Origin of the sequence: Paenibacillus sp. LjRoot56 (genome assembly GCF_964253335.1) — a bacterium.
Classification (GTDB): Bacteria; Bacillota; Bacilli; order Paenibacillales; family NBRC-103111; genus Paenibacillus_E; species Paenibacillus_E allorhizoplanae.
Window position 1 is genome coordinate 603845 of sequence record NZ_CAXURV020000001.1, and the last position, 14242, is coordinate 618086.

At 48.1% G+C, this 14242-nt stretch carries 10 protein-coding genes; 8 read left to right on the forward strand and 2 right to left on the reverse strand.

The features are described 5' to 3' along the window. Positions 1-233 precede the first annotated feature (233 nt). The 3 genes from ACSQ8O_RS02680 (at position 234) to ACSQ8O_RS02690 (ending at position 4536) form a co-directional block, all read left to right on the forward strand. Positions 234-1985 carry an ABC transporter ATP-binding protein gene (locus ACSQ8O_RS02680; protein ID WP_436240371.1) on the forward strand — a complete coding sequence of 584 codons (1752 nt, stop codon included), beginning with the start codon at positions 234-236 and terminating at the stop codon, positions 1983-1985. A 61-nt stretch (positions 1986-2046) separates the two neighbouring features. Continuing rightward, on the forward strand, positions 2047-4122 hold the full coding sequence (locus ACSQ8O_RS02685) for an ABC transporter ATP-binding protein (RefSeq protein WP_436240372.1): 2076 nt from the start codon (positions 2047-2049) through the stop codon (positions 4120-4122). A gap of 102 nt (positions 4123-4224) precedes the next feature. Next, on the forward strand, positions 4225-4536 hold the full coding sequence (locus ACSQ8O_RS02690; protein WP_436240373.1) for a hypothetical protein: 312 nt from the start codon (positions 4225-4227) through the stop codon (positions 4534-4536). A gap of 367 nt (positions 4537-4903) precedes the next feature. Here the strand turns inward: ACSQ8O_RS02690 and ACSQ8O_RS02695 are convergent, their stop codons facing one another. Then, positions 4904-5524 (reverse strand): NAD(P)-dependent oxidoreductase, encoded by a 621-nt coding sequence (locus tag ACSQ8O_RS02695; protein WP_436241929.1) that lies wholly within the window; start codon positions 5522-5524, stop codon positions 4904-4906. A gap of 125 nt (positions 5525-5649) precedes the next feature. Between ACSQ8O_RS02695 and rluF the strand changes: the two genes are divergently transcribed. Together rluF and ACSQ8O_RS02705 are read left to right on the forward strand one after the other, a co-directional pair. Further along, on the forward strand, positions 5650-6363 hold the full coding sequence (gene rluF, locus ACSQ8O_RS02700) for a 23S rRNA pseudouridine(2604) synthase RluF (RefSeq protein ID WP_056622176.1): 714 nt from the start codon (positions 5650-5652) through the stop codon (positions 6361-6363). A 222-nt stretch (positions 6364-6585) separates the two neighbouring features. Beyond that, complete coding sequence (locus ACSQ8O_RS02705; protein WP_436240374.1) at positions 6586-8958, forward strand: YcdB/YcdC domain-containing protein; 2373 nt, start codon at positions 6586-6588, stop codon at positions 8956-8958. 106 nt (positions 8959-9064) lie between these two features. On the opposite strand, the gene ACSQ8O_RS02710 is transcribed toward ACSQ8O_RS02705, so the two are convergent. Further along, positions 9065-9676, reverse strand: a complete 612-nt coding sequence (locus tag ACSQ8O_RS02710; protein WP_436240375.1) for a TetR/AcrR family transcriptional regulator — start codon at positions 9674-9676, stop codon at positions 9065-9067. 212 nt (positions 9677-9888) lie between these two features. Here ACSQ8O_RS02710 and ACSQ8O_RS02715 point away from each other — a divergent pair, with 212 nt between their 5' ends. The 3 genes from ACSQ8O_RS02715 to ACSQ8O_RS02725 all read left to right on the forward strand — a co-directional run bounded on the left by ACSQ8O_RS02715 (position 9889) and on the right by ACSQ8O_RS02725 (position 14185). Further along, positions 9889-11391, forward strand: a complete 1503-nt coding sequence (locus ACSQ8O_RS02715) for a DHA2 family efflux MFS transporter permease subunit (RefSeq protein WP_236290952.1) — start codon at positions 9889-9891, stop codon at positions 11389-11391. Positions 11392-11566: 175 nt separating this feature from the next. Next, positions 11567-12823 carry a threonine ammonia-lyase IlvA gene (ilvA, locus tag ACSQ8O_RS02720; protein ID WP_436241930.1) on the forward strand — a complete coding sequence of 419 codons (1257 nt, stop codon included), beginning with the start codon at positions 11567-11569 and terminating at the stop codon, positions 12821-12823. Between the two features lie 306 nt (positions 12824-13129). Next, positions 13130-14185 carry a BMP family lipoprotein gene (locus ACSQ8O_RS02725; protein WP_056622166.1) on the forward strand — a complete coding sequence of 352 codons (1056 nt, stop codon included), beginning with the start codon at positions 13130-13132 and terminating at the stop codon, positions 14183-14185. Positions 14186-14242 lie beyond the last annotated feature (57 nt).

The window sequence follows — 14242 nt, forward strand, 5'->3', positions numbered from 1 at the left end:
CGGACACAAGTCCAACCTAATTTCATAGATGGTAACCCGCTGGTTAGCCCGAGCGACTGCATACGCATGTTCGGCTGTTAGCACCCCTTCCCATACGTTAAGTTGTGAAGCGCGGGTTACGAAGTTCGTAACGAGCGCTTTTCTGTTTCTATAGAAGGCATATCGCTGCGTGCGGTATGTCTTTTTGCGTCTTTAGGTGTCTATGCGCCATTTGAGAGGAGTGACAAGATCGTATGTTTACTGTATTAAAGAAATTGGCTTGGTTTTTTAAAATGAACTGGAAACGCTACAGCCTCGCGATTGGGCTTCTGATCATCGTCGGCATCATCGATGTTTTACCGCCGAAGCTGATTGGTTACGCGATTGATGGGATACACATGGGCACCTTAACGGGAGCCAAATTAGCGCAACTACTCGCTTTTTGGGGCGCGCTCATCGTCGTGAGCTACGGGCTGTCTTACATTTGGCTGTACCAGCTGTTCGGCGGCGCCTTCGTACTTGAACGTGTGCTGCGCTCCCGATTCATGCGGCAGCTGCTGCGGATGACGCCTACCTTCTATGAGCGCAATCGTACGGGCGATCTGATGGCTAGAGCGACGAACGATTTGCAATCGGTATCGACAACTGCAGGCTTTGGGATTCTAACCTTCGTCGATTCGACACTGTTTATGTTAACGATTCTGAGCATGATGGGCTTCTTCATTAGCTGGAAGCTGACACTTGCCTCGATTGTACCCCTGCCGATTATGGCCGTTGCGATTACGATTTTCGGTAGCCGTATTCACGAAAGATTCATCCTCGCACAGGATGCTTTCGGTCAAATGAATGACCGCGTCCTAGAAACTATCGCAGGTGTACGGGTCATCCGGGCATTCGTGCAGGAGAAGGCGAGTGAGCACAATTTTGAGATGATGACGGATGACGTCTATCGCAAAAATATCGCAGTAGCCGTTATTGACGCTCTTTTTGAACCAACGGTCAAAATTCTGGTCGGTATTTCCTACCTAATCGGACTTTGTTACGGTGGTTATCTCGTGTTCCACAGTGAGCTGACGCTCGGAGAGCTAGTGTCCTTCAATACCTTCCTTGGTATGCTGATCTGGCCGATGTTTGCGATTGGTGAGCTGATGAACATCATGCAGCGCGGGAATGCATCCTTAGATCGTGTTAACGAGACACTCGGCTATAAGCCAGATGTTAAAGAAATACCGAACGCTGCAACCCAGCTGCAGCCGGATTCTATCCATTTTAATCATGTAACGTTCCGTTACCCGTCCTCATCCATCGATAATTTGGTTAACATGACGTTCCGCTTAGAACGCGGACAGACGCTCGGTATAGTCGGCCGAACAGGCAGCGGCAAAACAACCCTGCTGAAGCAGCTGCTTCGCGAGTACCCTATCGGTCAGGGCGCGATCACGATTACGGATACGCCAATCGAACAGATCGCGATCGACACGCTCCATGGTTGGATCGGGTATGTGCCACAGGAGCCGATTCTCTTCTCCAAAAGCGTTCGCGAAAACATCATGTTCGGCAAGGGGCAAGGCACCGAAGCCGAATTACATCGCGCGCTTGATCTAGCTGCGTTCCGCAAGGACGTCGAGTTCCTGCCGGAAGGTCTGCAGACACTCGTCGGGGAAAAAGGTGTCGCCTTATCCGGCGGTCAGAAGCAGCGCGTATCCATTGCGCGGGCGTTGTACGTCGATCCGGAGATTCTCCTGCTCGACGACGCACTCTCTGCGGTCGATGCGAAGACAGAGGCCGAGATTATTCGCGGCATTCGCTCCGAGCGCGCTGGCAAAACAACCCTCATCACCACGCACCGACTCTCCGCCGTGCAGCATGCCGATTGGATTGTCGTACTCGATGAGGGCTATATCATCGAAGAAGGCACACATGAGCAGCTTCTTGCGCTCGGCGGCTGGTATAAAGAGCAGTATGACCGTCAACAGCTCGAAGAGCAGACGGTTGGCATGGAATAGATGATGGGGCAACTCGAGCCCCCAACTATACGAGACAAAAGAAAAGTAGGTGAGACTCCTGATGACACAAACGCAACAAACGAAACAAACCAACTCAACGAAACAAACCGGAAAACGGTTGTTCCAATACGCAGCCAAATTCAAGCAAACCTTGCTCGTCGCGCTGCTATTCTTATCCTTGGCTGTCGCGACCGAGCTGGCGGGTCCTTTCATTGCGAAGCACATGATCGACACGCATATTCTCGGCATTGAAAAGCCGTGGTTTGAGACGCAGTCGGCGACGAAGAGCGACAAGGCTGTTGCTTTTGAGCAGACTTTTTACAAGCGGAGTGATAACTTCGCAGAGGGCGAGCCGAGGGGCAAAGAGGTTCGTATCCTACAAGTGGGCAGTAAGTTCGTATGGCTGGATCAAGCCCTCCCTTGGGATGGCGTCCGCAAGCTGACGGATGACGGAAAGCTGCTGGTTACACAAGGCACGGAGCAGGCAGAGTATGCCGTTCAGAAGCTGAGTGTGCAGGAGCTGTATAACTTTTATCAACCGCAATTTGCAGAGTTAATGAAGCTGGCGGGATTCTATGTGATCTTGATTTTCGTGGGGGCAGGTTTTACCTACGGACAGAGATATTTGCTGCAAGCGGCAGCGAATCGCATCATTCAGCGCATGCGCAGGGATGTGTTCGCGCAAATTCAGCGATTGCCGATCAACTATTTTGATAATCAGCCCGCAGGCAAAATCGTTTCACGCATCACAAACGACACGGAGTCGGTCCGAGATCTGTATGTGCAGGTGTTGGCGAACTTTTTTACAGGCACGATTTATATTCTGGGAATTATCGCGGCTATCTTCATTCTCGACGTTCGTCTGGCTCTCTTCACGCTGCCGGTTATTCCGCTGCTAATAGCGTGGATTATTGTTTACCGTAAGTATGCGTCAACGATTAATCATGAAATTCGCGAGCGGATCAGCAGCATCAACGGGATGATCAATGAGGCGATCCAAGGGATGACGATCATCCGAGCCTTTCGCCGGCAAAAGGAAACGATTGAGGAATTTGAGGTTTTGAATGAAGAGTATACGCACTATCAAAATAAGCTGCTCAGCTTGAATTCCTTAACCTCTCATAACTTGATGAACGTGGTGCGGAACCTGTTCTTCTTCGGGTTGATCTGGTATGTGGGCGGCAGTGCGCTTAATGCGGTGATTACGGTTGGCGTGCTCTATGCCTTCGTCGATTATCTCAACCGGATGTTCCATCCGATGGTAGGTATCGTGAATCAGCTGCCGAATTTGGAGCGTGCGCTTGTGTCGGCTGACCGTGTGTTCGAGCTGCTGGATGAAAAGGGCATTGACGTTGTCGCTGAAAAAGCAGACCGCTACAAAGGTCACGTGAGCTTCGAGCACGTTCGCTTCGCCTATAAAGAAGGGGAAGATGTGCTCAAAGACATCTCTTTCGAGGCCAAACAAGGGCAGACGGTTGCCTTAGTTGGGCATACCGGTTCGGGGAAAAGTTCGATCTTGAATCTGTTATTCCGCTTCTATGAGGTCAATGAAGGCCGCATCACGGTGGATGGCCGCGATATTCGCAAGCTATCGAAGCAGCAGCTTCGCCAGCACATGGGTATCGTGCTGCAGGATCCGTTCCTGTTCACGGGGACGATTGCGTCCAATGTCTCCTTGGACGATCCGTCCATCACCCGGGAACGGGTGGAGGCGGCGCTGCGCGAAGTTGGCGCAGCGGAAATGCTTGGTGCGCTGCCGCATGGCCTCGATGAGCCGGTCATCGAGAAGGGCAGCACGCTGTCTGCTGGGCAGCGGCAGCTGATTTCATTCGCCCGGGCGCTTGCGTTCGACCCGGCAATCTTGATCCTCGATGAGGCGACGGCCTCCATCGATACGGAGACCGAGGCCATCATTCAGGCCGCGCTCGAAGTGCTTGCGAAGGGGCGGACCACCTTCATCATTGCCCATAGACTGTCGACGATTCGCAGCGCCGACTTGATTCTTGTGCTCGACCACGGCGAGATCGTCGAGCGTGGCACGCATGAGGAGCTCATGGGGCTCCTCGGGCGGTACTACCAGATGTACCAGCTGCAAGCTGGACATCCGGAAATTGCCGCCGCTGCGGATAAGATCTAGGTCGCGAGTCGTAGACGAATCTCGACAAAAGGCTAACGACGCTGACTTTCCAATATGCTACAATAGAGCAAATTGATGCTTATGGGAAGTGGAGGAGAAATTATGCGCTCAGATACAATTCGTTTGCTTAACCTGTTGCAGCTATTATCCGAAGTAGCTATTGCAGTAGGGTATTTACTTGGGTTAATCCCATTCGTGTATGCATGGTCATGCGCTTGGGTCATTCCATTGGTCTTCGTGAATTTGGTGTTTGCCATCCTCACGGGCAATGGAACTACGCTGAAAACGATCATCAACATCGCATTGGCCTTCTTAAGTCTCATTCCTTTGCTTGGTTATGTATTCCGCTTCGGCGGAATTGTCGTGTCGGGCTTGAATATGAGAGAGTTGTCCAAGAGAAGAAACAACTACTAGAAGTAATGGGAAAACGGATGGCGTCGAAGTGGCGCGCATCCGTTTTTTTGTTAAACAGGAAATATAGCTAATTAGTATGGTTGAGAAGTCGATTTTGGCAGTCTCCGCTGTAGCGCCCTCCCACGGCCTGTGTAATTCTAACGGACACCAGCGCCGCTATTTTGAAAAAAGCAGACAGTTTCCTCGTGTAACGGACATCAGTGCCGTTATTTACTATTTGAGAGGCAAAATTACGCCAGAAACATGAGAATAACGGCCATGTTGTCCGATAGAACAGGCGAATCCAGTTAAATGACTGATTAACGTCATCTGTGTCCGTTAGACGAGGGTGGCGTACAGGGACGGTTCGGGGTTATTCATCCCCCAACTAATAAGCCAACCCCACGCGGCAGCCGACATACGCGTCCTCCACCGCGACGCGGTAGGTGAACGCCGCAGTGTCGCCGACGGAGATGGACGTGCCGCCGTCCGGCAAGAAGTCGCGCTCTGCGCGGAACTGACCCTGCGCTTCGCCGTCGGGCAAATACGTTGGACACACGACCGTCCAACGTAGGCCCGATGCGGCGAGCAGCGCCCACGCCTGGCGGTGCTCCTCGGCTGCGCGGGTCGACGAGCGCCGCGTATCCGGCGCTTCAAAGCGCAACAGACCCGGATGTTCCCGGCTCTGCAAGATGCCGGCCGTGCCGACGGTGACCACGCGGCTCACGCCGGCGGCTTTCATCGCCGCGATGAGCAGGGGCGTCGCCTCGGTTAGCACGGTGCCGCCATCGGTGCCAAGGCAGCTCACGACGGCGTCTACGCCAGTCATGGCGCCCGCAAGATCCTCTGCGGAACAGGCATTGCCTTGCAGCAAGGTGAGGCGGTCGGAACGCAGTGATATTTTATCCATACTCCGCACGACTGCGGTTATCTCATGACCATCCTGTAGAGCTTTAGCTAGAACTCGCTGCCCCACACGGCCAGTTGCTCCTAATAGTAGAAAGTGCATCATCGTACTCCTTCGGTATGTAAACTGTTCTCCTAGTATAACAAACTTGAACCGTCGCTTCGAATCCAGCATAATAGAAGGTATTGAATTCAAATGAAGGCGGAATAGAAGGGAATTTCAGGGGCATGAGAATTAATAAGTTTATAAGTGAAACCGGCGTGTGCTCCAGACGTGAGGCGGACAAATGGGTCGAAGCTAGACGTGTAACGATCAATGGAGAAATTGCAGGGCTTGGCAGCGTTGTAGGTCCTGGTGATGAAGTGAAGGTCGATGGGCGGGCAATTGGAGAGAAGAAAGAACACGTATACATTGCACTTAATAAGCCAGTGGGCATTACCTCAACAACGGAGGCGCATATTCGCGGGAATATCGTTGATTTCGTGGGGCATTCGGAGCGGATTTTCCCTATTGGCAGATTGGACAAAGACTCAGAAGGGCTTATCCTACTGACGAATAACGGGGATATTGTGAATCAGATTCTCCGTGCGGAGAACAATCACGATAAAGAATACATCGTAACGGTGAATCGGCCGATTACGCAGATGTTTTTGCGGGGAATGGCTAGTGGGGTGCGGATTCTGGGCACGATGACGAAACCATGTGAAATCATTCAAGTCAATGAACGTGTATTTCGAATCATTCTCACACAGGGGCTGAACCGGCAAATTCGTAGGATGTGTGAAGCATTCGGATATCGTGTAGTGCGTCTGCAGCGTGTTCGCATCATGCATATTCATTTGGGCGCTTTGAAAGTAGGGAAATGGCGGGATTTAACGCAAGGTGAGTTAAAGGATTTGATGCAAATGCTTAGCCAGGAGAAGTCGCAGACGAATCCGTAACTGTACATGAATCACAAGATAAGGCTTGAATATTCCGTATGGGATGCTCAAGTCTTTTTCCTAATTTTGCTGGGTGAAATAGAGATAAATATTGGTATTTTTTTCTCGTGAATTTGCAACCTTTTTCCAGCGCTCACCGTCAAGTACTATATGGCAGTTGGACGCGTCCAAGCATGTGGGTCCACATGTCGTATGGAGATCTACTTGAGGAGGAAGATGACTTTGAAATTATTAAAACAAGCAGGCACAATGGTACTCGCTTCGACATTGCTGCTGACAGTTGCCCCGATGGGAGCATGGGCGGCGGAAAGTGTATCTGGTTCAGCTACGTCCGCGATGTCATCACCTGCCTACCCTGGGCAAGCCGAAGTCTCGGCGCAAGATGCTAAAATTACGAAAGATCAGGCGCTTGAGTATGCCAAAACTTACATAACACTACCTGCAGATTATATTCTCCAATCGATAAGTTTAAACGCTTTCTATGGCCAGAATGGTCAGAATATCCCGACTTGGAACATTAGCTATTCGAAGAAAGTGAAAGATCGTTACTATGGCTCAGCGAATATCGCCATCAATGGTTTGGATGGAACGCTTACGTCTTACAATATGAATGACAATGATCCTGAACATAAACCGTCGTATCCGCCTAAGGTGGATTTTCAAGCTGCGAAGGAGCTGGCTGCAGCATTTGTTGCTAAAGTAAACCCATCGAAGCAGAAGGAACTGCTGTATGATGACTCGGTAGAGAAAGCGTTCCGTACCCCGCTTGACGGCAATTATCAATATAACATTCGCTATGATCGATCCGTTGGGGGAGTTCCCTTCTCGGGGAATGGACTTAATGTCAACGTCAATGGTGAGGGTCAGATTACGAGCTACTGGTACAATTGGGACGACAAAGTGGTTTTTGATAAGGTGAGCACACCGATTTCGAAAGAGAAGGCAGATCAGCTATTCCGTGAGAAGATGGAGCTTGCCTTACAGTATCAAATCCCGTATAACACGCAAGGGAAAAGAGCACCGATTATTTCCTACTTCATGAACAGTTTTGCTCTGGATGCTGCAACAGGCGAGGTTTGGCAACCATTTCCTAGCCTGAACGGTAACAATAAGCCATTAACAGATAAGCCACTAGGAACGAAACCGCCAGCTACCTTGAATTTGACGAAGGAAGAAGCCGTTAAGAAAGTGGCAACGACATTTAACCTATCCTCTGAGTACAAGCTGCAAGAAGCTTCCTACAATGAATCGAAGAATGCTGAGACGGGTGAAACCTTATCGAGCTGGAACATGAGCTGGACCAAGGTAACGTCGGATACAGCCGCTTCTGGAAAAATTGTTGCAGGCAATAACGTTTGGGCATCCGTGAATAGTAAAACTGGCGTTATTACTAATTTCAACTATTATGTTCCTTATAGTAGTGAGAATGATAAGCCTATCGAAGGCAAGGTTTCATTAGATGATGCGATTGCGAAAAGCACGGAATTTGTCAAAGCACAGCTTCCTGCTTCCACGGATCAACTCGTGCTGAATGTTCAGAAAGAGTATTCCCAGGATATGCTGAAGCAAATGCGTACATGGGAAATTAGCTACAAGCGCGTCATTGACGGCGTTGCTGTGGCGAATGAAGAGGTACGGGTAAGTATCGACCGTGTAACGGGAGCCATCTCGAACTATTATGTATCCCTAAGTGATCATATCGCGTATCCTGCTCAAAAGCCTGAGGTTATTTCCGTTGATAAGGCCAAAGCTCTGTGGCTGGCACAGTTCGATGTGAAGCTTGGCTACGTATTGGAGAGCAACGGATACACAGGCGCTATGCCGATTGAGAAATACCGCGTAATGATGGCGGCAGGGGAGATACCACCGTCAGTAGCGACGGATGCAAAAGCGCAGCCAAAAGCGAAGCTTGTATATTCCCTTGTTCCAAAGAGTGTGAATCGCGATAGCTTTCTTCTGGATGCCGAATCAGGTCAATGGCGCAGTGCGCAAACCGGCGAGGTTATCTCCTTGGATAAAGTGATTGTAAGTGATATTGATAAGCACTGGGCACAAAACGAACTTCAACTGATGCTTGATTATCAAGCTTTGGATGTGAAGGACGGCAAAGTGAATCCAGACCAAACGATTAAGCGCGGTGAGTTGGTCAAAATGCTTGTCATCGCCATGAATGGCGGCAACGGCGGCATCTATTACGGAGCTGAGCGTGCTGCATCCTTCGCGGATGTGGGCAATGGCTCCAAATATTTTGCCTATGTGGAGAATGCTGTTGATCGCGGGCTGCTTGATGTAGGGAAAGAGTTCAATCCGGAAGCTACGATGAATCGTGAAGAAATGGCGCAATTGATCGTGAAAGCGCTGGGTTATCACAGCCTAACGAAATTTGACGGTGTATTTAACAAGGATTTCTTGGATGCTGGGAAAGTGTCTAACGTTGGCGATGCTGCAATCGTATTAGGGCTGAATATTATGACGCTCAGCGATGGCTACTTTGCCCCGCAGAATGAAGTGACGAAAGCACAGGCGGCTAGCGCGTTCTATCGTTTCTTGCAAACGAGAGCCGAATTGCAAGATAAGCCGCGATACTACTATTAATCTTTCTAACGTAATTCGCATAAGTGAAACGACAAAAGACCTCTCAATGCATCATTGAGAGGTCTTTATTCAGTCGTTAGCTGACGAGGCATTTGTGGCAAGAGAATTAGTCTCTTTTGAAAAGAAAGCAGAATAACTGACGGTAATGTGCCTTCATATGCTCTTTCGTATAGGCTTTCTCATTTTTGATGTGAAAATAGCCGATCGGTGACATCGAGCAAATGATCGTATGGGCTGCAAAATCAGGCTCCGCTTGTGGCTCTTGATTGGGGCCAAGGGATTCAAGGATAAGCTCCGACAATTTATCGCGTATGAAATGGTAAATAGGGGAGAGGAAGAAGTTGCCGCGGCCATCCTCGCAGTTGATATCAATCTTGGTTGACATCGCAACGATTAGCTCGGCTTTTTCCTCAATTTCATCAATCCATAGATTCAAAATGCCAGTCAGTCGATCAATAGGCGCAGCTTGGTTATTTTTATCGAGATACATCATAATGTCATTTATAAATTGCTTCCCATAATGCTGAAGGACATCGAAGCAAAGGTCTCCTTTATCCGCATATCTGCGATAGAGGGTTGCTTGTCCAATGCCCGCTGTTTTGGCAATTTGATGCATGCTGACCGATTGAACGCCATAATCATGAAAGAGTTGTTTGGCGGTTTGAAGTATTAATTGGCGATTTTCCATGGCGTCCTTGCGTTCATGACGAATGGACATCTGCAACCACCTCTTTAGATGTGAATTTATTGTGTTCGTATTGACAAGGAAACGAAAGTTCTGTTAGCATCAGAAATGTAAACGGACATTTGTCCGTTTACAACGAGAGTTATTGATGTTCGTGTATGTCTGCCACTATTGTATTGTACAGGGTATACTATATACGGTCAACGATAGACAAAAGAGAGAAATTAATCGGATGGAGGGATTACATGTCTTCACAAGCAACATCGAAAGAAGCAGAAGCTCCGTTCTCAATGCGCAGCATTTTGGGGCCGCTGATAGCGATTGTCGTAGGTATTTTCATGGTTATTTTGGACGGAACAGCGGTCAACGTTGCGCTTCCTAAGCTGCAAGAAGAATTCAATTTGCTCAATTTATCACTCGTTCAATGGACGGTCATTGGTTATGCCTTAGCACAAGCCGCGGTTATTCCATTGGCAGGTTGGTTATCGGATCGTTTCGGTGCCAAGAAGATTTTCCTGATTTCCGTAGGTCTCTTCACAATAGGCTCTGGTCTATGTGCGCTAGCGAATTCGGTTGAAATGTTGATTACTTATCGTATCATTCAAGGCTTAGGCGGCGGTGTCGTCGTGCCGATTGCGATGGCATTCATTTATCGTCTATCTCCTCCGGGTAAAGTAGGGGCTGTTATGGGGATGATGGGGATTCCGATCCTACTGGGTCCTGCTCTTGGTCCTGTCGTTGCAGGTTGGTTAGTTGAGTATCACAGCTGGCAGTGGATTTTCCTTATTAATTTGCCTATTGGTGTTATTGGTATTATTTTAGGTATTCGTACATTGCCAAATATGCAGCGTCAAAGCGTTGCTTCTCTAGATTTGTTGGGTATGTTGTTAGGGCCTTTAGCTTTCGCGGCACTGGTTTATGGTGTTTCCAATGGTGGTATTGATCCAATTACGGGGAAATCCACATGGACAGATGCAGATACGCTGATCGGTTCTGGCGTTGGTGTCATTGCACTTATCCTCTTCATTATTGTTGAATTGAAACAGAAAAATCCACTTTTGGAGCTTCGCGTATTCCGTTCAGGGAACTTCACGAAAGGGATTATCGTGCAATGGATTTCTCAGATTGCTATGTTCGGTACAATGTTCCTTGTACCACTTTTCTTACAACAAGCACATGGGTACAGCCCATTGAAAACAGGATTGATCATGCTTCCTCAAGCTTTGGCTTCCGGATTGTTCATGCCAATCGGTGGTAAGCTGTCCGACCGTTTCGGCGCTCGTCCGCTCGTTATTGCGGGGATGGTTCTTACAACGATTTCGGCCTTGTTGCTTTCCAATATTTCTGGTGATTCCGGTGTAGGCACGGTTATGCTGCCGCTTACGCTTCTGGGAGCGGGTATGGGACTCTTTATGATGCCGCTGAACAATCACTTGATTCAATCGGCACCTCAGAATTTGGTTGGTCGTGTGACGTCCTTGACGAACGCGGCGCAGCAAGTCATGATGTCCTTCGCTATTGCCATCTTGATGACGATTTTCAGTACAAAATTCAAGGATCTAATGGTTGAGTCAGGCGCACAAAAGCCAGATGTAGGCTTATATGCCTCCGCGTTTGGATATACGTTCCTCATTTTGCTTGGTATCGCCATTCTTGGCGGTCTGCTTGGTTTGATGTTGCAGAAGCCTAAGAAAATTGAAGGCGAGTCAGGGAATGCGGCTGAAATTCCAATGATGGTCGGTCATTAATCACTTCAGGTTGGACGTATAAATGAGCCGCTCCTCAAGGTCAATTGACTTCGAGGGGCGGCTTTTGTTGTTAAAGCTTGCTGCCTACGATATTTGCGTACAGAACGCACCACATATGTTACAATACATGTTAAAACTTAATGGAAGCTTCAACAAAGAAAGGGTGTTCGAGAAGATGGTTGTATCTGGTAAAGTGGGTTTGGAAGATATTATTAGAGCCAATCATGTGCTCAGCAAAGTGATCGAACCATCGCCGCTGCAACGCAATGAGCTGCTCTCTAGCCAGTATGAATGTAACGTTTATCTCAAACGTGAAGATATGCAAATTGTCCGTTCGTTCAAGATTCGCGGAGCTTACAATGTGATCCAGAGCTTAACGGAAGCGGAACGCGCAGCAGGGGTTGTGTGTGCGAGTGCAGGCAACCATGCACAGGGTGTAGCTTATTCTTGTAAGCAGCTAGGCATTGAGGGCAAGATCTTCATGCCGACTACGACACCGCGTCAGAAGATTTCGCAAGTGAAGCTGTTCGGAGGCTCGTTCGTGGAAGTCATCCTTGTTGGCGATTCCTTCGATGATTCTTCGGCTCAAGCCAAGGCTTACTGCCTGAAGGAGAATAAAGTGTTCATCCACCCGTTCGATGATGTGCGTACGATTGCGGGACAAGGGACTGTTGGCTTGGAAATCATGAATCAGATGCCAGAAACACCGGATTTCATCTTCGCGACGATTGGCGGAGGTGGACTAGCTGCCGGAGTTGCCACCTATGTGGCGAGCGTTTCACCGCGGACGCGCATTATTGGCGCGGAACCAGAAGGTGCGGCCAGCATGACGGAAGCACTGAAACAAGGCGCGGTCGTTAAATTGCCTTCTATTGAGAAGTTTGTTGACGGTGCAGCCGTAGCGCAAGTGGGTGAGATGACTTTTGACATTTGCAAAGAGAAGCTAGAGGATATCGTCATCATACCTTCCGGTAAAGAGTGTACAACCATTCTGGAGCTCTACAATAGCAACGCAATTGTTATTGAGCCTGCAGGGGCGCTTCCAGTGGCAGCGCTGGATGCGTACCGCGAACAAATTCGTGGCAAGAACGTTGTCTGTATCATCAGCGGTGGAAATAATGATATTGATCGGATGCAGCAAATCAAAGAGAGATCCCTTGTATATGAGGGCTTGAAGCATTACTTCATCCTGAACTTCCCGCAACGTGCAGGGGCTTTGCGTGAATTTTTGGAGGAAGTGCTAGGACCGTCCGATGACATCACGCGTTTTGAGTATACGAAGAAGAATAATCGTGACGATGCACCGGCGCTGGTAGGGATTGAGCTCAAAAACAAAGATGATTATGAAGGTTTGATTGAACGCCTTTCCCGTAAAGATTATGGTTATATCGAAATTAATAAGGATCCTAAGTTATTTAACCTTCTCATCTAGAGGAGGCTTTTTTTTTTCGGAAGATGTTCAAAAAATTAACATAGAGCTATCTAGATTTTATTGACCGCTGGTTGTATAATCTTTAATTGGGGCTTTGCACCTATATTGTCGGGAAAAACAAAATGGACATGTTAACTTGTGTGACATGACGAATTACGTGAATCGTTGATAGATTTGCTTCTCTGTTTGGAATCAAAATGATACACTTAATTTGAAGTCAACTTACATAATTTAACTGAATTTGGTCAACCTACAGTGTGGGCTTCATGGTTTCAATTAAAAGATGATACGATGGGGGTAAAATCGATGAAGAAGATTTTTTCAACAGTTCTGATGACTGTAACCGTTTCTGCATTAGTGATTTCCGGTTGTGCCAAAAAAGAAGAAACAAACACGGGTTCATCCGCATCACCAGCTGCAAGTGCTGTAGCTAGCGACAATACAGGCAAAGACTTCAAAATCGGTATGGTTACAGATATCGGCGGCGTAAACGACAAGTCCTTTAACCAAAGTGCTTGGGAAGGCTTGACGCTTCTGAAAAAACAAACAAGTGCTAACGTAAAAAACCTTGAGAGCAAGAGCGACGCTGACTACACGCCGAACTTGAATCAATTCGTTAAAGACGGCTACAACCTGACTTGGGGTATTGGTTTCTTAATGGGTGATGCACTTAAAACAGTAGCAACTCAAAACCCGAACGCGAAACTTGCGATCATTGATAACGTTGTAGAAGCTCCTAACGTAGAATCCGTTACTTTCTCCGAACAAGAAGGTGCTTACCTTGTTGGTGTGGTAGCAGGTCTTACAACAAAAACAAATAAAATCGGTTTCGTTGGTGGGATCGACATCCCGGTTATCAAACGTTTCGAAGCTGGCTTCGTAGCTGGCGTTAAAGCAGTAAAACCAGATGCTAAGATTCAAATCAACTATACTGGTGCTTTCGACAAGCCTGATCTCGGTAAAGCAGCAGCAGCAACGATCTATAACGATGGCGCTGATATTATTTTCCACGCAGCTGGATCCACAGGTAACGGTGTATTCAACGAAGCGAAAGATCGCGCGAAAAACGGTAAAAAAGTATGGGTTATCGGTGTAGATAAAGACCAATCCCTTGAGTTTGGCGACGAAGTTACATTGACGTCCATGTTGAAACGTGTTGACTCTGCGGTACTTCGTGTATCCAAAGATGTTATTTCAGGTAAATTCCAAGGTGGTAAAGTTGTTACGTTGGGTCTGAAAGACGATGGTGTAGGCCTTCCGGAAACATCCAAGAAAAACGTTTCTGCTGACATCTTGAAAAAAGTTGACGAGTACAAAGCCAAAATTATTAGCGGCGAAATCAAAGTTCCTGAAAAACCATAAGCGTCCAACTGACGTTTACTTGGTAAGAACGATAGGTTTGCTTCTGTACAAACAAGG

Coding starts and splice junctions, on each gene's coding strand:
- ilvA (WP_436241930.1), top strand. CDS start 11,567: ATGGTTGTATCTGGTAAAGTGGGTTTGGAAGATATTATTAGAGCCAAT.
- rluF (WP_056622176.1), top strand. CDS start 5,650: ATGAGAATTAATAAGTTTATAAGTGAAACCGGCGTGTGCTCCAGACGT.
- ACSQ8O_RS02710 (WP_436240375.1), bottom strand. CDS start 9,676: ATGTCCATTCGTCATGAACGCAAGGACGCCATGGAAAATCGCCAATTA.
- ACSQ8O_RS02725 (WP_056622166.1), top strand. CDS start 13,130: ATGAAGAAGATTTTTTCAACAGTTCTGATGACTGTAACCGTTTCTGCA.
- ACSQ8O_RS02690 (WP_436240373.1), top strand. CDS start 4,225: ATGCGCTCAGATACAATTCGTTTGCTTAACCTGTTGCAGCTATTATCC.
- ACSQ8O_RS02695 (WP_436241929.1), bottom strand. CDS start 5,524: ATGCACTTTCTACTATTAGGAGCAACTGGCCGTGTGGGGCAGCGAGTT.
- ACSQ8O_RS02680 (WP_436240371.1), top strand. CDS start 234: ATGTTTACTGTATTAAAGAAATTGGCTTGGTTTTTTAAAATGAACTGG.
- ACSQ8O_RS02715 (WP_236290952.1), top strand. CDS start 9,889: ATGTCTTCACAAGCAACATCGAAAGAAGCAGAAGCTCCGTTCTCAATG.
- ACSQ8O_RS02685 (WP_436240372.1), top strand. CDS start 2,047: ATGACACAAACGCAACAAACGAAACAAACCAACTCAACGAAACAAACC.